24 protein-coding genes and 1 tRNA gene are annotated in these 20,363 nt (G+C 61.9%); 10 read left to right on the top strand and 15 right to left on the bottom strand.

Annotated elements, in window-relative coordinates; genetic code table 11:
- Window positions 1-161 precede the first annotated feature (161 nt).
- Window positions 162-251, bottom strand: a tRNA-Ser gene (locus WAO69_RS10885).
- A gap of 416 nt (window positions 252-667) precedes the next feature.
- Between WAO69_RS10885 and WAO69_RS10880 the strand changes: the two genes are divergently transcribed.
- A complete protein-coding gene (locus WAO69_RS10880; protein WP_422178945.1) occupies window positions 668-916 on the top strand; it encodes a hypothetical protein in 249 nt (82 codons plus the stop codon).
- A 56-nt stretch (window positions 917-972) separates the two neighbouring features.
- Here WAO69_RS10880 and ychF read toward each other — a convergent pair whose 3' ends face one another.
- The gene (gene ychF, locus WAO69_RS10875; protein WP_422178943.1) at window positions 973-2,070 is read right to left on the bottom strand and encodes a redox-regulated ATPase YchF; all 1,098 of its coding nucleotides are present in this window, start codon (window positions 2,068-2,070) and stop codon (window positions 973-975) included.
- Between the two features lie 142 nt (window positions 2,071-2,212).
- Between ychF and trpA the strand changes: the two genes are divergently transcribed.
- Window positions 2,213-3,004: a tryptophan synthase subunit alpha gene (trpA, locus tag WAO69_RS10870; RefSeq protein ID WP_422178941.1), complete on the top strand. Its 792-nt coding sequence runs from the start codon at window positions 2,213-2,215 to the stop codon at window positions 3,002-3,004.
- Here the strand turns inward: trpA and WAO69_RS10865 are convergent.
- The 3 genes from WAO69_RS10865 to WAO69_RS10855 form a co-directional block, all read right to left on the bottom strand.
- Complete coding sequence (locus tag WAO69_RS10865) at window positions 2,992-3,435, bottom strand: MaoC family dehydratase (protein WP_422178939.1); 444 nt, start codon at window positions 3,433-3,435, stop codon at window positions 2,992-2,994. The genes trpA and WAO69_RS10865 overlap by 13 nt on opposite strands.
- A gap of 84 nt (window positions 3,436-3,519) precedes the next feature.
- Complete coding sequence (locus tag WAO69_RS10860) at window positions 3,520-4,014, bottom strand: MarR family winged helix-turn-helix transcriptional regulator (protein WP_422178937.1); 495 nt, start codon at window positions 4,012-4,014, stop codon at window positions 3,520-3,522.
- Window positions 4,004-5,143, bottom strand: coding sequence for an Acg family FMN-binding oxidoreductase (locus tag WAO69_RS10855; protein ID WP_422178935.1), 1,140 nt, complete (start codon window positions 5,141-5,143; stop codon window positions 4,004-4,006). Before WAO69_RS10855 ends, WAO69_RS10860 begins: the two co-directional genes overlap by 11 nt.
- A 134-nt stretch (window positions 5,144-5,277) precedes the next feature.
- Between WAO69_RS10855 and WAO69_RS10850 the strand changes: the two genes are divergently transcribed.
- The gene (locus tag WAO69_RS10850) at window positions 5,278-6,444 is read left to right on the top strand and encodes an alpha-hydroxy acid oxidase (protein WP_422178933.1); all 1,167 of its coding nucleotides are present in this window, start codon (window positions 5,278-5,280) and stop codon (window positions 6,442-6,444) included.
- 25 nt (window positions 6,445-6,469) lie between these two features.
- Window positions 6,470-7,096: a hypothetical protein gene (locus tag WAO69_RS10845; RefSeq protein WP_422178931.1), complete on the top strand. Its 627-nt coding sequence runs from the start codon at window positions 6,470-6,472 to the stop codon at window positions 7,094-7,096.
- Here WAO69_RS10845 and WAO69_RS10840 read toward each other — a convergent pair.
- The gene (locus WAO69_RS10840) at window positions 7,070-8,230 is read right to left on the bottom strand and encodes an MFS transporter (RefSeq protein WP_422178929.1); all 1,161 of its coding nucleotides are present in this window, start codon (window positions 8,228-8,230) and stop codon (window positions 7,070-7,072) included. The genes WAO69_RS10845 and WAO69_RS10840 overlap by 27 nt on opposite strands.
- A 137-nt stretch (window positions 8,231-8,367) precedes the next feature.
- On the opposite strand from WAO69_RS10840, the gene WAO69_RS10835 reads away from it, so the two are divergent.
- On the top strand, window positions 8,368-9,000 hold the full coding sequence (locus tag WAO69_RS10835) for a 50S ribosomal protein L25/general stress protein Ctc (RefSeq protein ID WP_422178927.1): 633 nt from the start codon (window positions 8,368-8,370) through the stop codon (window positions 8,998-9,000).
- A gap of 60 nt (window positions 9,001-9,060) precedes the next feature.
- Here the strand turns inward: WAO69_RS10835 and WAO69_RS10830 are convergent, their stop codons facing one another.
- On the bottom strand, window positions 9,061-9,372 hold the full coding sequence (locus WAO69_RS10830; RefSeq protein ID WP_422178947.1) for an antibiotic biosynthesis monooxygenase family protein: 312 nt from the start codon (window positions 9,370-9,372) through the stop codon (window positions 9,061-9,063).
- Between the two features lie 72 nt (window positions 9,373-9,444).
- On the opposite strand from WAO69_RS10830, the gene pth reads away from it, so the two are divergent.
- From pth to WAO69_RS10810, 4 genes are all read left to right on the top strand, one after another.
- On the top strand, window positions 9,445-10,125 hold the full coding sequence (pth, locus tag WAO69_RS10825) for an aminoacyl-tRNA hydrolase (protein ID WP_422178925.1): 681 nt from the start codon (window positions 9,445-9,447) through the stop codon (window positions 10,123-10,125).
- Window positions 10,122-11,162 (top strand): DUF2332 domain-containing protein, encoded by a 1,041-nt coding sequence (locus WAO69_RS10820; protein ID WP_422178923.1) that lies wholly within the window; start codon window positions 10,122-10,124, stop codon window positions 11,160-11,162. Before pth ends, WAO69_RS10820 begins: the two co-directional genes overlap by 4 nt.
- A 62-nt stretch (window positions 11,163-11,224) precedes the next feature.
- A complete protein-coding gene (locus WAO69_RS10815; RefSeq protein WP_422178921.1) occupies window positions 11,225-12,391 on the top strand; it encodes a serine hydrolase domain-containing protein in 1,167 nt (388 codons plus the stop codon).
- 14 nt (window positions 12,392-12,405) lie between these two features.
- The gene (locus tag WAO69_RS10810; RefSeq protein WP_422178919.1) at window positions 12,406-12,780 is read left to right on the top strand and encodes a DUF2237 family protein; all 375 of its coding nucleotides are present in this window, start codon (window positions 12,406-12,408) and stop codon (window positions 12,778-12,780) included.
- A gap of 7 nt (window positions 12,781-12,787) precedes the next feature.
- On the opposite strand, the gene trpB is transcribed toward WAO69_RS10810, so the two are convergent.
- From trpB to rpsA, 6 genes are all read right to left on the bottom strand, one after another.
- Window positions 12,788-14,017 (bottom strand): tryptophan synthase subunit beta, encoded by a 1,230-nt coding sequence (trpB, locus tag WAO69_RS10805; RefSeq protein ID WP_422178917.1) that lies wholly within the window; start codon window positions 14,015-14,017, stop codon window positions 12,788-12,790.
- A 78-nt stretch (window positions 14,018-14,095) separates the two neighbouring features.
- Entirely contained in the window at window positions 14,096-14,524 is a 429-nt protein-coding gene (locus WAO69_RS10800) for a hypothetical protein (RefSeq protein ID WP_422178915.1), read from the bottom strand.
- Between the two features lie 115 nt (window positions 14,525-14,639).
- Window positions 14,640-15,293, bottom strand: coding sequence for a phosphoribosylanthranilate isomerase (locus WAO69_RS10795; RefSeq protein WP_422178913.1), 654 nt, complete (start codon window positions 15,291-15,293; stop codon window positions 14,640-14,642).
- Between the two features lie 12 nt (window positions 15,294-15,305).
- The gene (locus WAO69_RS10790) at window positions 15,306-15,656 is read right to left on the bottom strand and encodes a LapA family protein (RefSeq protein ID WP_422178911.1); all 351 of its coding nucleotides are present in this window, start codon (window positions 15,654-15,656) and stop codon (window positions 15,306-15,308) included.
- A 6-nt stretch (window positions 15,657-15,662) separates the two neighbouring features.
- Window positions 15,663-15,944 (bottom strand): integration host factor subunit beta, encoded by a 282-nt coding sequence (gene ihfB / locus WAO69_RS10785; protein ID WP_422178909.1) that lies wholly within the window; start codon window positions 15,942-15,944, stop codon window positions 15,663-15,665.
- A 276-nt stretch (window positions 15,945-16,220) separates the two neighbouring features.
- Window positions 16,221-17,900 carry a 30S ribosomal protein S1 gene (gene rpsA / locus WAO69_RS10780; RefSeq protein ID WP_422178907.1) on the bottom strand — a complete coding sequence of 560 codons (1,680 nt, stop codon included), beginning with the start codon at window positions 17,898-17,900 and terminating at the stop codon, window positions 16,221-16,223.
- Window positions 17,901-18,375: 475 nt separating this feature from the next.
- Here rpsA and WAO69_RS10775 point away from each other — a divergent pair, with 475 nt between their 5' ends.
- Entirely contained in the window at window positions 18,376-19,242 is an 867-nt protein-coding gene (locus WAO69_RS10775) for an alpha/beta hydrolase (protein WP_422178905.1), read from the top strand.
- Between the two features lie 4 nt (window positions 19,243-19,246).
- On the opposite strand, the gene WAO69_RS10770 is transcribed toward WAO69_RS10775, so the two are convergent.
- Together WAO69_RS10770 and WAO69_RS10765 are read right to left on the bottom strand one after the other, a co-directional pair.
- Window positions 19,247-19,798, bottom strand: coding sequence for a hypothetical protein (locus tag WAO69_RS10770; RefSeq protein ID WP_422178903.1), 552 nt, complete (start codon window positions 19,796-19,798; stop codon window positions 19,247-19,249).
- A gap of 123 nt (window positions 19,799-19,921) precedes the next feature.
- Window positions 19,922-20,363: (d)CMP kinase (locus WAO69_RS10765; RefSeq protein WP_422178901.1), on the bottom strand; the 442-nt coding region annotated here is incomplete at its 5' end.

The following is a 20,363-nucleotide window of genomic DNA, read 5'->3' as shown; positions in this document are numbered from 1 at the left end:
GCTTGTGGATCTGTCCTGTTCTCATCGCTCACCATCCGAGCCGCCACCTGAGCGCACCGGATCGGGTGGGGCCAGCGCGGACACTGATGGACTGGGTAGCTGCCAACACCCTTTGAAATCAAGGCTTTTGTGGACTTTGCCACACCGTCTCGGACGGTTTGTGGCGGAGACGATGGGATTCGAACCCACGAGACCCTTCCGGGCCTACTCCCTTAGCAGGGGAGCGCCTTCGACCACTCGGCCACGTCTCCGCCGGTGGGTTTATGCGGATCAGCCTGAGGAAACAATGCCTAATTTGCCCCGTCGCCAAGAGAAATACGTGACCCGACCCGGAACCGATCTTGCGCCAGCGCCTGCACGGTTTTCCCAGAAATCAGGCGCTGGCCCTGCGGCAGTTGCGCGCGTCACGTCTGTCGCGACGCGATCGCGCAACAGTGAAACGTGAGTGATCTGGCCGTGAATTCACAGGCCAAGAACATCGCAAGAACCTGTTATACATAGGTTTCATCAAACAGGAATATGATACCCGCCCCCCGCATCACATCCGTCTGACGCGATGCCACGGCCCGGTGAGCACTTGTGTTTTGCCGGATGTCGAAACGGCGTGCATATCTGCCTCACTTTACCGGCCCCAGCATCCCAAGGGCCGCAACCTGGAGGAAAGACAATGAAACCCATCCTGCTTGCCGCAGCCGCACTCCTCGCCACAAGCCTCAGCCTGCCGGCCTTTGCCGGCGCGCCCGGCTCTGATCGCGGGTTTGATGATCTGAAAACCTATTCCGCCCCACTTGGCCACGAAACCGGCCAGACCGTGTCAAGCAAAAGCACCTCGGCAGGTGCGAAATCCCCAGAGGCCAAGATGTTCAACAAGAAGTTCGGCTCACCCCATCCAAATTTTGAATCCGGCCGCCGTTAAGCCCGAGTGCTCACCCCAAGCGGCGCGCGTCCCTGGCACGGGGCGCGCGTTTCGGTTCAGGTGTTGAACAGGAAGTGCAGCACGTCGCCGTCCTTGACGACATAGCCCTTGCCCTCGGCGCGCATCTTGCCCGCCTCCTTGGCCGCCTGCTCGCCGCCCAGCGCCACGAAATCCTCGAAGGCAATCGTCTCGGCGCGGATAAAGCCGCGTTCGAAATCGCCATGGATCACGCCTGCGGCCTGAGGCGCAGTCGCGCCGCTCGGGATCGTCCAGGCGCGCGCCTCCTTGGGACCTGCGGTGAAATAGGTCTGCAGGTGCAACAGCGCATATCCCGCACGGATCAGACGATCCAGACCTGCCTCGCTCAGCCCCATCTCTTCCAGAAACATCTCGGCTTCTTCGCGCTCAAGCTGTGCAAGTTCTTCTTCGATCCGGGCGCTGATGATGACATGCGCATTGCCCTGAGCCGCCGCCATCTCGGCCACGGCCCGGGAATGGGCATTGCCCTCGGCCGCTTCGGATTCCGCGACATTGCAGACGTAAAGCACGGGCTTTGTCGTCAACAGCTGCAACAGGCTCCACGCCCTGAGGTCTTCGCTGTCCACCTCGACCGTGCGCGCCGGTCGCCCGTCTTCCAGGGCCGCCTTGGCCGCTTCCATCAGGCGTTGCTGCTGCACGGCATCCTTGTCGCCACCGCGCACCTTGCGCACGATGTTCTGCAAACGCTTTTCGATGCTCTCCAGATCGGCCAGCATCAGCTCGGTCTCGATGGTCTCGGCATCCGCCACCGGATCGACACGCCCCTCCACATGGGTCACATCGCCATCCTCGAAACAGCGCAGCACATGGGCGATGGCGTCAACCTCGCGGATATTGGCCAGAAACTGGTTGCCCAGCCCCTCCCCCTTCGAGGCTCCTTTGACGAGGCCCGCAATATCCACGAATGTCATCCGCGTCGGGATGATCTGCTTGGACCCGGCGATCTCGGCCAGTTTGTCCAGCCGCGCATCCGGCACCGACACCTCGCCGACATTGGGCTCGATCGTGCAGAACGGGAAATTCGCCGCCTGCGCTGCGGCCGTGCGGGTCAACGCATTGAACAAGGTCGACTTGCCCACATTCGGCAAGCCCACGATTCCCATCTTGAAGCCCATCTCAGCCTCCCGGTCACAAGGGTCGCGCGCCTTCTAGGCTCTTGTCCGTGTCGCCGCAAGCGCCACACAGACGAAAGACGTGATTGATTTCCCCGCGCCCTTTTGGCAGGACGAACCGACCCGGCTTCAAGGACCAGACCACATGACCCGCATTGACGCAAAATTCGCCGAGCTGACCGCCGCAGGGCGCAAGGCTTTTGTCTCCTACATCATGGCCGGAGACCCGGACGTGGCCACCTCCCTTGAGATCGTCAAGGGCCTGCCGGGTGCTGGCGTGGACATCATCGAACTGGGCCTGCCCTTCACCGACCCCATGGCCGATGGCCTCACCATCCAGCGCGCCGGTCAGCGCGCCCTGGAAGGCGGCATGACGCTGGACAAGACCCTGCAGATGGTGCGCGATTTTCGCGCCGACGATGATACCACGCCCATCGTGCTGATGGGCTATTACAACCCGATCTACAGCCGCGGCGTCGATCTGTTTCTCACACAAGCCAAAGAGGCCGGCATCGACGGGCTGATCATCGTCGATCTGCCCCCCGAAGAAGACGCCGAACTCTGCGTCCCCGCCCAGAAGGCCGGTCTGAACTTCATCCGCCTGGCCACACCCACCACCGATGACAAACGCCTGCCGCGCGTGCTGCAAAACACCTCCGGCTTTGTCTATTATGTCTCGATCACCGGCATCACCGGTGCCGCCGAAGCACAGGCCACGGATGTCGGCCCCGAAGTGGCGCGCATCAAGTCACAAACCGATCTGCCCGTGATCGTGGGCTTTGGCATCACCACGCCCGAGCGCGCCAGAACCATCGCACAGGTGGCCGACGGTGCCGTGGTCGGCTCGGCCATTGTCGCCCAGATCGGCGCGGGCAAATCGGTTCCCGAGGTGCTCGACTTCGTGCGAGGCTTGGCCGAGGGCGCTCACTCGGCCTGACGGCGCTTCAGCATGTGGCTGGCGCGATAGGCCGCGACCATCACGTCGTCCTGATTGTAGATGTCATATTGCACATCGACAAAGCCACGATCCGGCTTCGAGCGCGACGCCTTTGACCCCACCACCTCGGCCTTCACGCGCAGGCTGTCCCCGGCATAGACCGGCTTGATCCAACGCACGGTTTCCATCCCGGGCGAACCCATCGAGCTGTCCGACCAGTCGCTTGCCTCCAGCGTCAGCGTGAAAGCCGTCAGAATCGTGTGAAACCCGCTGGCGATCAGCCCGCCATAGGGCGATGCCTTGGCCGCCTCTTCATCCAGATGAAACGGCTGCGGGTCCCATTCGCGCGCAAAGCGCTTGATCGCCTCCGCGTCCAGGGTCCTCGAGCCCGTCTCATAGCAAAATCCAACCGGCATATCGTCAAAATACAATGCAGCGCTCCCCTGCTTCTTCTTGCTTCAAATACGGGAAATGCCCGTCCCATGCCAAAGGCGCAGCGCTGCCGGAAAAACCCCTCACGCCGGATCCCGAAATGCCCGGTCGCGCGGCGGCTCGCCGTTGCGCTGCTGGTCCAGAAACATCCGCAATTCGCGCAGCACCGGCAAGACCGACATCAACCGCTCAGGCTCGAACACCTCCAGCATGCCACGGAATTCGGGCATCAGCTCCCCGATCACCCGCTCACGCAGACCCCGCCCGGCCTCGGTGATCCACACGCATTTGCTGCGCCCGTCATTGGGGTTGGGCCGCACCGTCACCAGACCGTGCCTTTCCAGCCCCGAGACCGTATGCGTCATCGATGTCTTGGGCACCTGAAAGGCGCGCGCCAGCTCGACCGGGGTGCGCCCGTCCGCAACCCGGATCAGATGGTTGAGCACGGCAAAATGGGGCGCGATCAGCCCCTTGGGCAATCGCGCCTCCAAAGTCGTCCGGCTCAGCTGTTCGATGATCCCGATCTCGTTGAACAACTCGAACAACGCCCCCGGGTTCACCTGCCCTTTATCCGACAATCTTCTCCTCCAATGCCCAGCGCGGGCTGGCGGGCACCTCGGGCCCATATCCGATACGCGCGAACATTTGCACGATCCCGCCTTCGGGGGCCAGCCTGTCGTGTATCTGCGCATAAAGCTGTGCCATTTCGGGATATTCCTGCAAGGCCTGGCTCAGCGGCTGCATACCCAGCCCCAGCGACGTGGCCGCCAGGTTCAGACGCACCCAATCGCGCCCCGAGGCGATCTGATCGCCCCGGCTGTTGGACAGGCTGATCTGCCACAGATGACCCATGGCCGTATCGGTATTGGCAAAGATCGCCTTCATGCCCTCGCTATAAGCCATGCTCTCGCGGTTCAGCGCCGCCTCCCGCGAGAATGTCCCGGTAAGGGCCATCGCCTCGAACATCGGGCCGGAAAAATCGATTCCGTCCGGATTGGCATTCACTTCCCGGCGCCCGATCCGGAACAGATCGACGCTTTCCTTGTAGGTATGCGGCGTCTCGACCTCGATCCTGAGGGCCGCATGGCTCAACGCGCGCAACTCGGCAATATCGCGCGGTTCCACCGATCCCGCCACGCGGGTGTCGCGCGCCACCGCCAGCACCTGATCCAGAACCGCGCGCGCAACCGGGCGCGTTTCGTCAAAGGGCTCTTTCAACGAGCGGCGCATGGGCACCTGCGCGAACAAGGGATCGGGCTGCGCCCCACCCTCGATGAAGCGGCACTGCGCAACCGGCCGCCCATCCAGGGCCGTGGCGTCCTCGCCTTCGGGAAAGACTGTTATCTCCACAGCATATCCATCCTGCGCTGCGGCCAGGGCCATCACCTCCAGAAAACAGCCCAGGCCAATCACGATCTGACGGCTGAACGGATCGGTATGGGGCAAGAGCCTGTCGGTATCGGCATAAAGCGTCACCTCACCGGGTTGGGACACATCCACCTTCCAGGGCTGCCGGTTATGCGGATTGGGTGCAAGAATCGCATAGCTCAACGCGCGCAGACGCGGATCTGCATATCCGCCGGCAGCCGCCCAGGGGGCAATGGCGGCTTCGGGCATCCGGGTGACGGCAAAGCCGGCTGCGGCGCTGGCGGCGAAAACAGTGCCCCCTCCAATCAGGGCGAGGGTCTTTCTACGGGACAGGGTCATGAAATCATCTCCAAACTAATACGATATCGGACTAGTAAGAATAATATCGACCTATGTCAAGAGAAAGACAATCTTGCACATTGAGAATGCACGTTCCGCTTGCTAACCAATTCACACCAGTGAAAGGGACCATCATGGCCGTCATTACCTCCATCGAAGATCTGCGCCGCATCTATGAACGCCGCGTGCCCCGGATGTTTTATGATTACGCCGAAAGCGGCAGTTGGACCGAACAGACCTTTCGCGACAATTCCTCGGATTTCGACCAGATCCGCCTGCGCCAGCGCGTTGCCGTCGATATGTCGGACCGCTCGACCGCCGCGCAGATGATCGGCCATGACGTGACCATGCCCGTGGCCCTGGCCCCTGTGGGCCTGACGGGCATGCAACATGCCGATGGCGAGATGAAAGCCGCGCGCGCGGCAGAGCGCTTTGGCGTCCCCTTTACCCTCTCGACCATGTCGATCAACTCGATCGAGGATGTGGCCGGCTATACCTCCAAACCCTTCTGGTTCCAGCTTTATACCATGAAGGACGAAGACTATGTCCGCCGCCTGATCCAGCGCGCCAAGGATGCCAAATGCTCGGCCCTGGTGATCACGCTTGATCTGCAGATCCTTGGCCAGCGCCACAAGGATCTCAAGAACGGTCTTTCGGCCCCGCCGAAACTCACCCCGAAAACCATCGCCAACCTGATGACCAAATGGTCCTGGGGCATCGAGATGCTCAGCGCCAAGCGCCGCGAGTTCGGCAATATCGTAGGCCATGTCCAGGGCATCTCGGATGCCTCCTCATTGGGGGCCTGGACGGCGGAACAGTTCGATCTGAGCCTGGACTGGAAGAAAGTCGAAAAGCTGATGGAAATGTGGGGGGGCAAGGTCATCCTCAAAGGCATTCTGGATGCCGAAGACGCCAAGATGGCGGCCAAACTGGGGGCCGATGCGATCGTCGTGTCCAACCATGGCGGGCGTCAGCTGGACGGCGCGCTCAGCTCGATCCGCATGTTGCCGCAGATCCTCGACGCGGTGGGAGACAAGGTGGAAGTCCATCTCGACAGCGGGATCCGCTCGGGACAGGACGTGCTCAAAGCCGTCGCGATGGGGGCCAAAGGCACCTATATCGGGCGCGCCTTCGTGTATGGTCTGGGCGCGATGGGCCAGAAGGGCGTGACAAAATCGCTCGAGATCATTCACAAGGAACTGGATGTCACCATGGCGCTGTGCGGTGAACGGCTGGTCGGCAATCTTGGCCGCCACAACCTGCTGGTGCCGGAAGGCTTCGAAGGGCGCTGGCAACAGTGACACCCCCACCCCGGAGCCAAGTCAGATGCTGATTTTCACAGCCCAGAACCTGGCCTATCTGGCCCAGCCCAAAACCGGCACGACCGCTGTGGAAATGGCGTTGAAACCCCGCGCGGACATCATCTTTGCCAAGCGGCGCAAACATATGCCCGCACGCGCCTTTCACAACCGGGTGGCCCCGTTTCTGGACAGCACCTTCAACCTGCGCCCGGACCGGGTCTCGGTGATGCGCGAACCCGAAGACCAGCTCTCCAGCTGGTATCGCTACCGCACTTCCGCCGATCTGCGCGGATCGGACAAGACCACAGCCGGGATCAGCTTTGACCAGTTCATCCTTGATCTGATCTCGGACGATCCCCCGCCGCATGCCAGCGTCGGCAGCCAGTTCAAGTTCCTGACCTCACGCGGCGGCGATGTGCTGGTGCACAGGCTCTTTGCCTATGAAAACCACCCCCGCTTCCAGGGGTTTCTGGAAGAGCGTTTCGACACCCCTCTGGATTTCAAGACCAGGAACGTCTCGCCGAAAACCCAGGCCGATCTGGAACCGGCCACCCGCGCCAAACTGCGCGCCGCGCGCGCGGACGAGTTTCGACTCTATGATCAGCTGATGGCGGCTGACGGTGCCTTAGAGTTCCGGCTGGGCGAGGCGTAAGCGCCGCGCAAGCAGCGGAATCAGGAACGCCGCAACGCCCACCATCATCACCGAGACCAGCAGATATGCGGCCGACAAAGACACGCTCTGGGCCACGGCACCCATGATCATCGGCCCAAAGACGAAGGCGGCGTAGCCAATGGCCGAGGCCCGCGCCAGAGCCGTCACCCGCTGACGCGCCGGCACGCTGCGCCCCACGATGCCCATGGTCAACGGCAAGACCAGGGAAATCCCCAATCCCAAAATGCCAAATCCCACCTGCGCGACCAGCGGGGTCTCGGCCATCGCGGCCAGGGCCGAGCCAAGGGATGCCATCAGGCAGGCCACCGTGATCAGCGTGGTGTCGGGAATATAGCGGGTCAGCATATGGCCAAACAGCCGCCCCACCCCCATGGTCAGGCCCAGGACGGCCGGGCCCAGGGCACCTGCGGTGGCATCTCCGCCCAACTCGCGTTCGATCAACAGGGCCGACCAGCCCTCGACCGCCGATTCGGTGAAAAAGGACGCCAGAACCACAAGACCGCCAATCCACACCAAACCGGTGGGCAGGGCTAGCGGCGCGTTCAGGTCTTCTGCCGTCAGCTCGGCATGGGGCGCGCGCATGAACACGCACATCACAAGGATGATGCCCGCCACCACCAGGAACACCGCCAGCGGCGTGAACCCGGCTTCGCGCGCAATCCCCGTCAGCACCGCCGTGCCCGCATAGGCAAAGGAAAACGCCGCATGGTTGAGATTCATCAGTGAGCGCTGCACCACCCCCTCGACCTCGGAAGTGCGCGCGTTCATCACGATGTCAGACACGCCCGAAACCGCAGAAACCATCAGGAATACAAGGATGAAGACCGGCACATTCGGTGAGATCGCCAGAAACAGGAACGCCAGCCCCAGCAGGGCCGAGGTCACCAAGACAGACTGCGCCCCAAGCCAGCGATCCACCACCGGCGCGATCCAGACCGAGGCAATCGCCCCAAGCGAGCCAAGCAGGAACACCAGGCCGAAGGTGGCATCCGATGCCCCGATCTGCGCCTTGATCACGGGAACCTGCGCGGCAAAACTCGCCCAGACCATTCCTTGCGCGATGAAGGCAAGTGCCGGGGCGCGCAGGCCGGGAGTGGGGGTCAGAAAAGGCATGTCCGAGCCTGTCGCATGCGGGCAGGACCAGTGCAAGCAAAAGCCCTTTCCAAACAAGGGCAAACCGTCTATATGCGCGGCTTCACGCGGGGTGACAGCCTTGGAGGCACCCTGCCCTTATACATTGGAGATATACTATGGCTGGAGAGATTCCTGATCTCGTAGCCCTGGAACGGACGGGGACAGGCAAGGGCGCCGCTCGTCAGGCACGTCGTGCCGGCATGGTTCCGGGGATTGTTTTTGGTGGCGACGCAGACCCGCTGCCGATCAATCTTCCCTTCAACGCGCTGCTCAAGCGCCTGAGAGCAGGTCGGTTCAAGTCGACACTGTTCAACCTGAAGGTCGAAGGCCAAGAAGACGTCCGCGTCATCTGCCGCGACGTTCAGCGCGATGTGGTCAAGGACCTGCCGACGCATGTCGACTTCATGCGCCTGCGCCGCACCACCAAGATCAACCTGTTCATCCCGGTTGAATTCGTGAACGAAGCTGCAGCACCCGGTCTGAAAAAAGGCGGCGTTCTCACTGTCGTGCGTCCCGAGATCGAGCTGATGGTCACCGCAGGGGAAATCCCTGAAAAGGTTGTCGCCGACCTGAGCGGTCTCAACATCGGTGACACCATCACCATCTCGGCAATCCCGCTGCCCGCAGGCACAAAGCCGACCATCGATCGTGATTTCGTGATCGCCAACGTCCAGGCCCCCTCGGGTCTGCGTTCGGCCGATAACGAAGCCAGCGACGACAGCGGCGAAGAGGCCGCTGACGAAGAATAATTCCTGCCTGTCAGGAGTGTGGATCAGGGGGCCCCGGAGGCCCCCTTTTTCGTGCCCGCCTCAGGTCAGTTCCTGCACGGTTTCGAAAATCTCCAGCGCCGGAGGCTCAAGATACAAGTCCCGGCTCCCGCCGGCTCCCTTGTGGGCGGCGCGAAAGGCCTCGGATTTGGTCCATCCCTGAAACGCCTCTTCATCCGCCCAGGCGGTGTGCGACGCATAGAGCACATGATCCGCGCCCTCGGGCCCGCGCATCAGATGAAACGAGATGAAACCGGGCACTGATTTCAGATGGCTGTCGCGTTTGAGCCAAAGCGCTTCGAACGCCTCGACCTTGTCCGGGTACACTTTGAACCGGTTCATTGTCAGATACATTGCAGCCTCTTCTGGAATCTGGCGCAGTTTCAGGGCATATCCCGAAAAACTCAGGAATTCACAGGGCAGACCATGCAACTGTTTGTAGGGCTCGGCAACCCGGGGTCAAAATATGCCGCAACCCGGCACAACATCGGCTTCATGGCCCTGGACCGGATCGCCGGTGATCACGGCTTTGCGCCATGGCGCAGCAAGTTTCAGGGCCAGTTGACCGAAGGGCGGCTGGGTGGGGAAAAGGTGCTCCTGCTCAAACCGGAAACCTTCATGAACCTGTCGGGGCAATCCGTGGGCGAGGCGATGCGCTTTTACAAGCTGACGCCCGCAGATATCACCGTCTTTCACGACGAGCTTGATCTGGCCCCCGGCAAGGTGCGTGTCAAACAGGGCGGCGGACATGCGGGCCATAACGGTCTGCGATCGCTGCATGGGCATATCGGCGAAGACTACACACGTGTGCGCCTGGGCATCGGGCATCCGGGGCGCAAGGATCTGGTCTCGCATTATGTGCTGCATGATTTTGCCAAGGCCGATCAGGACTGGCTTGAGGATGTGCTGCACGGCTTGTCGGATGGCGCGCCACATCTGGCGGCAGGCGACAGCGCCAAGTTCCTCAATGCGCTCGCCCTGCGCACCAGCCCGCCGCGCTCCAGCACCTCCAAACCCAAGGCCGGCACCAAAACGCCCGAACCCGAGCCCGCGCCCGAGCCGGATACGCGAAATGCTATGCAACGCCTTATGGACAAGTTCCGGTGAGCGCGCTGCGCGACGCGTTTCATGCACAAGCCACCTCCTGCGGCAACCTCGGCTCGCCCTTCATGGAGCGGCTTTTTCGCACGCTTGCCGACATCTGGCCCGACACCGGCCCCCTTGCCGCCAGATGCCGCCAGTTTGACGGGGCAATCGGACCATCGGGCAGTTCCCTGCCTTTGCGCATCGCAGGAGGGCTGCACGCGCTTGTTCTCAGGCAGGTGGACCCTGATCTGACCGACCTCTATCCCCCTGCGCAGCCCGAGGAGGCAGGGTTTCGCGTCGGCCTTCTCGCCGCGCTCGACCGCCACGCGGTCTTCCTGACCGACTGGATCGACAGCCCGCCTCAAACCAACGAATTGCGCCGCTCTGCCGCCCTGATTGCCGGAGCGCATGTGGCCGCACGGCAGTTCGACCTGCCGATCCGGCTGTCTGAACTGGGTGCCTCGGGCGGGCTGAACCTGATCTGGGATCGCTATGCGCTGTGCATCAACGGCACGCGCTTTGGCCCGAAAGACGCCGTGGTGACGCTCTCGCCCGACTGGACGGGTCCAATGCCACCCAAAGCCAATCCCGTGATCGCAGAACGGCGCGGCGTGGATCTGATGCCTCTTGATCCACGCGACCCGGACGACCTGCTGCGCCTGCAGGCTTTCCTGTGGCCCGACCAGCCCTTCCGCCTTGACATGACCCGCGCGGCCGCACAGGTCGCCAGTGGGCATGTGGATCAGGGCGATGCCATCGACTGGCTCGAGACCCGCCTGAACAGCGCGCCTGACGACCATCTGCATCTGATCCAGAACACCGTCGCCTGGCAGTATTTCCCCACCGATGCCCAAAGCCGGGGCGCTGCACTGATTCAACAGGCCGGCCGGGCCGCAACACCCTCCCGTCCGTTGGGCTGGTTGCAATTGGAAACCGATGGGGATGAGAACGGTCTGGGCGGCGCGGCGATCACCTTGCGGCTCTGGCCCGGTGATCTGCACATGGTGCTGGGACGGGGCGATTTTCACGGCAGGTGGTTGCGCTGGCAAGGTCCCTGACGACACGTCGCGATTGAACTGGGCGCGGCTGGACCTAGTCTGCGCACAACAGGGGGACTGTGATGCGAACATTCGGAAAATGGCTTGGGCGCGTGCTGCTGATGCTGGTTCTGGCGGCGGTGGTTGTCGGGTTTTGGAAGCGCGAACAGATCCAGCGGCTGATCTTCGTCGTCACGCTTTTCGACGCCGACCGTATCGTCGAAAACTTCTCCAACATGGAAAGCGCCTTTCTCACCGTGGCCGTGCCGCGCGGAGATGGCCCTGTCACACCCCTGCCCGCCGGGCCGCCGCTGGAGATGTCAGCCGAGATCAGCGCCTGGATCGTGGATGCGGACCTGACCTCTCTTTTGGTGCTCAAACGTGGTGAGGTGGTGTTTGAGGACTATTATCTCGGCACCACCGCCGATGACCAGCGCATCTCGTGGTCGCTGGCCAAAAGCTTTGTCTCGGCCCTGTTCGGTGTGCTGCTCGAGGAGGGCGCGATCGGCTCTCTGGATGATCCGGTGACGCAATATGCGCCCAAGCTTGCGGGCACTGCCTATGACGGGGCCACGATCCGCAACGTGCTGCAGATGACAAGCGGTGTGGTGTTTGACGAGGATTACCTTGATCAGCGTTCGGATATCCAGCGCATGGGCCGGGTGCTGGCTCTGGGCGGGTTGATGGATGACTTTACCGCCAGCTTTACCGAGATCGACGCGGGGCGTGGCGCGCGCTGGAACTATGTCTCGCTGGATACGCATGTGATCGGCATGGTCATTCGCGGAGCCACCGGGCGATCCATGGCCGATCTGATGAGCGAAAAGATCATCGTGCCGCTGGGTCTGGAAAGCGAGCCGCGCTTTGTCAGCGACGGGGCCGGTGTGGCCATCGTGCTGGGCGGGCTGATCATGACCACCCGCGATTACGCGCGATTTGCCCAGATGATCGCGCAGAACGGTCAATGGAACGGTCGCCAGATCGTCCCCGCAGACTGGATCGCACAGACCACCGTGGCCAGCGCCCCGACCGAGGCAGGCCAGATCGGCTATGGATATCAGTGGTGGATTCCGGTGGGTGCCGAGACTGGCGAATTCCTTGGACGTGGCATTTACGGACAATATCTCTATATCGATCAGGTGCGGGATGTGGTGATCGTCACCACTGCCGCAGATCTTCAGTTTCGCGAGCCGGGCGTGCATCGCAACAATGTCGAGATGATGCGCAAGATCGCCAGAGCCACGCAGTAAGCAAGGGTATGCATATGACACCTGACGAAAGCCTGAATGTGCTGGGCGAAACGCTGGCTCTGTGTTCGAACGAGCCCAAGACAGGGTTCTTCCGGGATGGGCATTGCAACACCTGCGACGCCGATCACGGCAGCCACACGGTCTGCGCCGTGATGACGGCCGAGTTTCTGGCTTTCTCGAAATATGTCGGCAATGACCTCAGCACCCCGCGCCCCGAGTTCGGCTTTGCCGGCCTCAAGCCCGGCGATCAGTGGTGCCTGTGTGCAGGTCGTTTTCTTCAGGCCGCCGAAGAAGGCTGTGCGCCGCGCGTAAGACTTGCCTCGACCCATGCGCGCGCGCTTGAAATCGTGCCGCTGGATGTTCTCAAGACGCACGGGCTGGACAGCTGAGCAAGGCTCAGCCCAAGTCCCCCATGTCAAAGCCCAGTGCCCGCGCGACGGTAAAGATATCCTTGTCGCCCCGCCCGCACATGTTCATGCAGATCAGGTGATCTTTGGGCAGGGTCGGCGCAATCTTCATCACATGGGCCAGCGCATGGCTGGGTTCCAGCGCGGGAATGATCCCTTCCATCTCGCAACACAGCTGAAACGCCTCAAGCGCCTCGACATCGGTGATCGAGACATATTGCGCGCGTCCGATATCGTGTAGCCAGGCATGCTCGGGACCGATGCCGGGATAATCCAGCCCCGCCGAGATCGAGAACCCTTCAAGGATCTGTCCGTCATCATCCTGCAACAGGTAAGTGCGGTTGCCATGCAGAACGCCGGGGCGCCCACCAGTCAGTGAGGCGCAATGCTCCATCTTTTCATTCACGCCCTTGCCGCCCGCTTCGACACCGATGATGCCGACATCCTTGTCGTCCAGGAAGGGATAGAACAGACCCATCGCGTTGGACCCCCCGCCAATCGCGGCGATCAGCGTATCGGGCAGACGCCCTTCGGCAGCCTGCATCTGTTCCTTGGCTTCCTTGCCGATGATCGACTGGAAATCGCGCACCATCGCCGGGTAGGGGTGCGGGCCGGCCACGGTTCCGATGCAGTAAAACGTATCGCGCACATTGGTCACCCAGTCGCGCAGCGCGTCGTTCATCGCGTCTTTCAGCGTGCCGCGCCCCGAGGTCACAGGCACGACTTCGGCCCCCAGAAGCCGCATGCGGAACACGTTCGGGGCCTGGCGCTCGACATCATGCGCGCCCATGTAGACGATGCATTTCAGTCCGAACTTGGCACAGACCGTTGCCGTCGCCACACCGTGCTGACCCGCGCCGGTCTCGGCGATGATCCGGCTCTTGCCCATGCGGCGCGCCAGGATGATCTGGCCCAGCACGTTGTTGATCTTGTGCGCGCCGGTGTGGTTCAACTCATCACGCTTCATATAGACCTTGGCACCGCCCAGATGATCGGTCAGACGCTCGGCGAAATAAAGCGGGCTGGGACGACCCACGTAATGGGTCCACAGATCATGCATCTCGGCCCAGAAACTGTCATCGGTCTTGGCGCGCTCGTACTGTTCTTCCAGCTCGAGAATCAGCGGCATCAACGTCTCCGAGACGAACCGTCCGCCAAAATCGCCAAAGCGGCCGTTTTCATCCGGGCCGGTCATGAAAGAGTTGAAAAGGTCATTCATCGCGCGCGTCCTTGTGCTTCTTAGGAACGGTGTAACGGGACGCGCGCGCAGGGTAAAGCAGTAGCCGCAACGCAGGGTCTAGGCGGTTTCTTTGGACAGGGCGTTCGCCATCGCCATATAGGCTTTGACGGCACCCAGATAGAGAATATAGGCCGCGATCACGACCGAGATCGATTGCAGGCTGGTGATGTTCTTGGGCGGCGGAGGCAGCGAATCCTTTACCGGAACTTCCTTGTAAAGTTTCAGTTCCTTATGGGCTCCGGTCACGATCTCCATCAGATCGGCCAGTGCCTTCATCTCGTCTTCGCGCTTTTTCTGTGCGGCCTCGCTTTTCTTGAGGGCATCGCGCAAAAGCACATCCCAGCGGTCCAGCTTCGAGGCGCGCTTGCCGATCTTCTTTTGCCATTTCTGATAGGCCGCGACCTTGTTCTTCTTGACCTTCTGCTTGGTCCTGTCGGCCGCATGCACAAGCTTGGTGAAATTGATTTGTCTTGGAACGCGTGCCATCGGCATGCCACCTGCGGTTTGTTCGGCAAAAGGGACTGAATTCAATGGGCCAAGCCTGAAGCAGAGCGCCGCATCCGTCAAGATCGTTCGGAATCAACACCCGAACCGGGCCAGCTCAGAGCGCCGCGCGCGCGGCTTTGACAAAGCGGATCATCAGGTCTCGGTCTTTTATACCCGGCGCGCTTTCCACGCCCGACGCGACATCGACCTGCCGCGCCCTGGTCATACGGATGGCCTCGGCGACATTTTCAGGGGTCAAACCGCCCGCCAGCATCCAGGGCCGCGACCAGTATTTTCGCCCCGCCAGCAGACGCCAGTCAAAGGTCAACCCATTGCCCCCCGGCAACACGGCATCGCGCGGCGGCTTGGCATCGATCAACAGTTGATCCGCCACCTCTTCATAAAGATCGATGGCGGCGATATCACCGGCATCGGCCACGCCGATCACCTTCATCACAGGCAATCCGAACCGCGCCTTGACCTGCGCGACGCGGTCGGGCGTTTCCGATCCGTGCAATTGCAGCATGTCCAGCGGCACCCGGGAGACGATCGCGTCAATCTCCGCGTCCGTTCCATTCACCACCAGCGCAACCTTGGCCACGCCGATGGGCACCTCCGCGGCCAGTGCCGCGGCTTTGGCCGGGTCCACATATCGGGGGGATTTGGCAAAGAAGTTGAACCCGAGATACCGCGCGCCGGCGTCCACCGCCGCGCTCACGTGATCGGGTGCGCTCAGACCGCAGATTTTGACCGGAATGTCAGATACCATCAGACCGCAGGGTTATCGCGCTTCGTCCAGAAGTGCCAGAACCTCGTCCTTCTGCTCGTCCCGCTCGCCCTTGAGGCGGATGACTTCGCGTTCAAGCCGCTTGGCCTCTTTCGTCTTTACGCTGGCCTCGCGGCGATGCTTGTACTCGCGCAGCCACTCCCAGACAAAGCCGATGATCAGACCGGCAACGATCCCGCCGAAGACGATGATGAACAAAGGCAGCGTGATCTGCAGGTGAAGCCCGGTGAACTCGGCCAGGCCTTCAGGCAGCAATTGCAATGTGACCGGCGCGCGGTTGGCCATGGCGATGGACACCAGAACAACGGCCAGCACCGCCAGAAACGCATAGCGAATGTATCGCATCAGTGGTTACTTCCCGTTCAGCCGGTCGCGCAGCAGTTTGCCGGTCTTGAAGAACGGCACGTGTTTCTCTTCGACATGCACGGTTTCGCCGGTGCGCGGGTTGCGGCCCATGCGCTGGTCGCGCTTCTTGACCGAGAAGGCACCAAAGCCGCGCAGCTCGACCCGATCGCCGCGTGACATCGCGTTGGTGACCTCTTCGAAAACGGTATTCACAATCCGCTCGACATCGCGCTGATAAAGATGTGGATTTTCGTCTGCAATCTTCTGAATCAATTCGGAACGGATCATCGAGCAGTCTCCCCCATGTGTTTCGGCGTCGTGTCTCAGGAAAAACTATAAGCTCAATCTGGGATCACGGAAATGGGAACTGTTCCATTCTGTGTCGGAAAAATCGTGAAATCCCCGGGAATTGCCCGCGCAAAGCCGTCAAAACCACCCGATTCGAGCACAGCGTCCCGCAGGACGCCCGCGCCGCAGCGCAGAGAAACCATTGATTCGCAAAAGCAAACGGCCCCGCCTTTCCGGGCGGGGCCGCTGCACTGTCTTCAGTCCGGTGACGGATGCTTAGTCGTCGCCCTTGAGCGCGGCACCCAGGATATCGCCCAGCGATGCGCCCGAGTCAGAGGAACCATACTGCTGCACGGCTTCTTTCTCTTCGGCGATCTCACGCGCTTTGACCGAAAGGCCCAGGCGGCGGGTCTTGCTGTCCACGTTGGTCACGCGCACATCGACCTTGTCACCAACCGAGAAACGCTCGGGGCGCTGTTCGGAACGGTCACGGCTCAGGTCCGAACGGCGGATGAAGGACTTCATGCCTTCATATTCCACCTCGATGCCGCCATCTTCGATCGCGGTCACTTCGACGGTCACGATCGAGCCGCGTTTCACGCCGCCAACCGCTTCGGCGAACTTGTCGCCACCCAGTGCCTTGATCGACAGCGAGATACGCTCTTTCTCGACGTCGACTTCAAAGACAACGGCTTCGACCATATCGCCCTTGCGATAGTTCTGGATCACGTCCTCGCCACGTTCGTCCCAGCTCAGGTCGCTGAGGTGAACCATGCCGTCGATGTCGCCTTCCAGGCCAATGAACAGACCGAATTCGGTGATATTCTTGACTTCGCCTTCGACCTGCGTGCCCTCGGGGTGTGTTTCTGCAAACACTTCCCATGGGTTGCGCTGGGTCTGTTTCAGGCCCAGCGACACACGGCGTTTTGTCTGGTCGATTTCCAGAACCATGACGTCGACTTCCTGGCTGGTCGAAACGATCTTGCCGGGGTGGACGTTCTTCTTGGTCCAGGACATTTCCGAGACGTGAACAAGACCTTCGACACCGGCTTCCAGCTCAACGAATGCGCCGTAATCGGTGATGTTGGTCACGCGGCCCTTGTGGACCGAGTTCAGCGGATACTTGGCAGCAACGATATCCCACGGATCTTCCTGAAGCTGCTTCATGCCCAGAGAGATACGGTGTGTATCCTTGTTGATCTTGATCACCTGCACCTTGATGGTCTCACCGATCGTGAGGATCTCGGAGGGGTGATTGATCCGACGCCACGCCATATCGGTAACGTGCAGCAGACCGTCAACACCGCCCAGATCAACGAAGGCACCGTATTCGGTGATGTTCTTGACCACGCCATCGACGTTCTGACCTTCGGCCAGGTTGCCGATAACCTCGGCGCGCTGTTCGGCGCGGCTTTCTTCCAGGATCGCGCGGCGCGACACAACGATGTTGCCACGACGACGGTCCATTTTCAGGATCTGGAACGGCTGCTTGAGACCCATCAGAGGGCCGGCATCGCGCACGGGGCGCACATCAACCTGAGAACCGGGCAGGAACGCAACCGCGCCACCCAGATCAACGGTAAAGCCACCTTTGACACGGCTGAAGATCGCGCCTTCGACACGCTCTTCGTCGGCATAGGCTTTTTCCAGACGATCCCAGGCTTCTTCGCGGCGGGCCATCTCGCGGCTGATAACCGCTTCGCCACGGCTGTTTTCAGCCGAGCGCAGGAAGACTTCCACCTCATCGCCAACAGCGATATCGGGAGCTTCACCGGGATTTGCGAATTCTTTCAGATCAACGCGGCCTTCCATCTTGTAGCCGACGTCGATGATGGCTTGTCCCGCCTCGATGGCGATGACCTTGCCTTTGACAACAGACCCTTCCTCGGGTGTGTCCATTTCGAAGCTTTCGTTCAGGAGGGCTTCGAATTCCTCCATAGATGTGTTCTGAGCCATGCGGTCTCGGTTTCCTTTACGTTTACATCTTTCGGGCCATGCGGTTGTCTCCGCCGGTCTTTGGGTTTCAGTTGGTCTGCAGCGCGTCCTTGCGGCCGGGTCCAAAAACGAAGGGCCGGTTGAAAACCGACCCTGCTCAAGTCTCGATCGCACGGCTGTGATCGCCGCTTCGACCGGGGGGCTATAGCCGCTATTTTCCATAGGATCAAGGGAACAATGCCAGTTTCAGCGCAGCTTGGCACAGGGCTGCCGTTTCGCGCGCGCGGCGTCGCCCCGGGGCGCGTCATCACCGCAGCGCGGATCGGCATTCCTTGGCTTGCGATGCGCAGCGCGCAGGGGCATAGCTGGATCACCCCGGGGCCCAGGCTATAAACACAGCTGAGGCATATCCCTGGCGACGGAGGACAACGCGCTGCGTCTGATACGGAATTTCTGGCGTCGCAGGGCGCTTGCCGGCCTTGTGCTGGCCATGCTGATGGGATGCAGCCCCCCGCCACCGCCGCCGGCCGAGGATTTCCCGCTGGTCTTCAACCCGGGCCATGTCGCCCGGGCCGAAAGGCTGGTAATCTTCGTGCCCGGCGCGCTGGCCTCGGTCGAGATGTTTGCCCCCGCGCGCGGCTGGCGCGACGGGGGATTCGCCCCGGCCTATTACCGCTTTCCAGGTCTGGACGGCCGTGACCTGACCCAGCCGCTGGATATCGAACAGGCCGCCGATCAGATCGCGGCTTTTGCCAATGCGCATCCCGACAAGGACATCGCGCTGGTGGGTTTTTCCTCGGGCGCACCAATCGCCATTCTGGCGGCCTCGCGGATTGACGGCGCGCGCATCGTGCCGGTTGCGGCGATCTCTCCGGCGGTCGAGAGGGCGGGCGGATTGCCGACATTGGCGCGCGGGGCGTCAGATGTGGTGCGCAGCGCATGGCGCGCCGGAACGCTGGACCCGCTCGCGGTCTGGATCGAATACTGGCAGATCCTGCTCTACGGGCGAGAGGCCACCCCGGATCCGGCCTTTCGCCAGCGCATCCTTGATATGGCACGCATGCAGCAGGGCGAGAGGGGGCTTGGCCCGCCCGATCGCTCGATTGCGCGCGCCCATGCGCGCAAGCTGCAGATCTGGGAGCTTCCCGACACGCTTGATCTGAGCCATGTGCGCCTGCGGATCTACACCGGCCTGCAGGACCCGGTGTTTTCCACCAGACAGACCCTGGGGTTTGCGCGCAGCCTCGGGCAGAGCCGTATCTATGGCTACCCGGGTGAGGGCCATCTGCTTTATCTGACGCAGCCCGATGTGTTCGAGACCGCCAAGGGCTTTGCGCTTGAGACCTGGCAGAGCGCGCCCTGACGCACTAAAGCTCCTCGCCCTTTTTCAAAAGCTCCTCGAGCAGCTCGCGATAGATGTCATTGCTGTCACCGCCGCCAAAGACCTGCGCGCCCCCGGAATAGCTCTGGCCATAGGTGCGCGCCACATTGACCGTCTGCACCAGCCCCGAAATCAACTGTTCGCGCTTGAGCGGCGAGAGCGGGTGGATGAACACCCCCCAAAGCCGCCCCCGGGCCACCGCATAGCGCGCATCCAGAGCGGAATCGAAATTGGCCTGCATCAGCCGCATCAGTTCCTCAGGTTCCAGACCGTCGGCCGAACGGATCGGCACCATGGCCCGCATCCGGTCCGATGCGGGATCGGTGATCACCAGAACCGGCACATCCGCCAGGGTCAGCTCAAAGGACGGCCCCACCTGCCGGGTGTCGGGATCAAGGGCAAAAAGGATCTGAGCCATACGCTCGAGCGACATGGGCGGTTCGACCTGAGCGACCGGAGGCGCGCTGCCTTGCGCCAAAAGCGGGGCCGCGCCCAACTGGATCAGAGCCACCGCCCCGGCCAAAATCACATGTCGCATATCTGTCCCTTCTCTGTCCCTTCCGATCTCGATGCGATCAGGATAGGGGCAGAGCGCTCTGTCATACAAAACAGGTTTTCGTGACGCCGCGCGATCTGCGCGCATGGCGCAAGGATCAACGGGTCAGGATACGGCGTTTCGCTGGGCCTCGATGGCACGGATGGCCGCCGTGATCGCGGCCTCGATCGACATGTCCGAGGTGTCGATTTCCACCGCATCCGGTGCCACGCGCAAGGGGGCCTCATGGCGCTCCATGTCGCGCGCGTCGCGGGCGCGCACATCTGCCAGAACCGTCTCGTAAGTGGTGTCCAGACCGCGCTCGAGCAATTCCGCGAAACGGCGCTGCGCGCGGATCTCTGCCCGAGCGGTGACAAACAGCTTGGCCTCGGCATCCGGGCAGATCACCGTCCCGATATCGCGCCCGTCCAGAACCGCCCCGCCCGAACGGCGCGCAAAAGCGCGCTGGAAATCCACCAGCGCCGCACGCACCTCGGGCAGCACCGCAACCTTGCTGGCAGCATCCGCCACGGCAGGTGTCCGCAGATCGGGGTTGTCCAGAGCCCCC

Source organism: Aestuariivita sp. (genome assembly GCF_049276915.1).
In the GTDB taxonomy this organism is placed as follows: Bacteria; Pseudomonadota; Alphaproteobacteria; order Rhodobacterales; family Rhodobacteraceae; genus Aestuariivita.
Note: the sequence above shows the minus strand (reverse complement) of the source record. Positions and strands in the feature narration are given on the sequence as shown.

What these genes read in the sequence shown, in the direction of transcription:
- WAO69_RS10770 (WP_422178903.1), bottom strand. Translation starts at nt 19,798, where the DNA reads ATGCGACATGTGATTTTGGCCGGGGCGGTGGCTCTGATCCAGTTGGGC.
- WAO69_RS10790 (WP_422178911.1), bottom strand. Translation starts at nt 15,656, where the DNA reads ATGCGATACATTCGCTATGCGTTTCTGGCGGTGCTGGCCGTTGTTCTG.
- WAO69_RS10800 (WP_422178915.1), bottom strand. Translation starts at nt 14,524, where the DNA reads ATGGCACGCGTTCCAAGACAAATCAATTTCACCAAGCTTGTGCATGCG.
- WAO69_RS10840 (WP_422178929.1), bottom strand. Translation starts at nt 8,230, where the DNA reads ATGCCTTTTCTGACCCCCACTCCCGGCCTGCGCGCCCCGGCACTTGCC.
- WAO69_RS10845 (WP_422178931.1), top strand. Translation starts at nt 6,470, where the DNA reads ATGCTGATTTTCACAGCCCAGAACCTGGCCTATCTGGCCCAGCCCAAA.
- ihfB (WP_422178909.1), bottom strand. Translation starts at nt 15,944, where the DNA reads ATGATCCGTTCCGAATTGATTCAGAAGATTGCAGACGAAAATCCACAT.
- WAO69_RS10810 (WP_422178919.1), top strand. Translation starts at nt 12,406, where the DNA reads ATGACACCTGACGAAAGCCTGAATGTGCTGGGCGAAACGCTGGCTCTG.
- trpA (WP_422178941.1), top strand. Translation starts at nt 2,213, where the DNA reads ATGACCCGCATTGACGCAAAATTCGCCGAGCTGACCGCCGCAGGGCGC.
- WAO69_RS10815 (WP_422178921.1), top strand. Translation starts at nt 11,225, where the DNA reads ATGCGAACATTCGGAAAATGGCTTGGGCGCGTGCTGCTGATGCTGGTT.
- rpsA (WP_422178907.1), bottom strand. Translation starts at nt 17,900, where the DNA reads ATGGCTCAGAACACATCTATGGAGGAATTCGAAGCCCTCCTGAACGAA.
- trpB (WP_422178917.1), bottom strand. Translation starts at nt 14,017, where the DNA reads ATGAATGACCTTTTCAACTCTTTCATGACCGGCCCGGATGAAAACGGC.
- ychF (WP_422178943.1), bottom strand. Translation starts at nt 2,070, where the DNA reads ATGGGCTTCAAGATGGGAATCGTGGGCTTGCCGAATGTGGGCAAGTCG.
- WAO69_RS10835 (WP_422178927.1), top strand. Translation starts at nt 8,368, where the DNA reads ATGGCTGGAGAGATTCCTGATCTCGTAGCCCTGGAACGGACGGGGACA.
- WAO69_RS10795 (WP_422178913.1), bottom strand. Translation starts at nt 15,293, where the DNA reads ATGGTATCTGACATTCCGGTCAAAATCTGCGGTCTGAGCGCACCCGAT.
- WAO69_RS10880 (WP_422178945.1), top strand. Translation starts at nt 668, where the DNA reads ATGAAACCCATCCTGCTTGCCGCAGCCGCACTCCTCGCCACAAGCCTC.
- WAO69_RS10830 (WP_422178947.1), bottom strand. Translation starts at nt 9,372, where the DNA reads ATGTATCTGACAATGAACCGGTTCAAAGTGTACCCGGACAAGGTCGAG.
- WAO69_RS10850 (WP_422178933.1), top strand. Translation starts at nt 5,278, where the DNA reads ATGGCCGTCATTACCTCCATCGAAGATCTGCGCCGCATCTATGAACGC.
- WAO69_RS10855 (WP_422178935.1), bottom strand. Translation starts at nt 5,143, where the DNA reads ATGACCCTGTCCCGTAGAAAGACCCTCGCCCTGATTGGAGGGGGCACT.
- WAO69_RS10775 (WP_422178905.1), top strand. Translation starts at nt 18,376, where the DNA reads ATGGGATGCAGCCCCCCGCCACCGCCGCCGGCCGAGGATTTCCCGCTG.
- pth (WP_422178925.1), top strand. Translation starts at nt 9,445, where the DNA reads ATGCAACTGTTTGTAGGGCTCGGCAACCCGGGGTCAAAATATGCCGCA.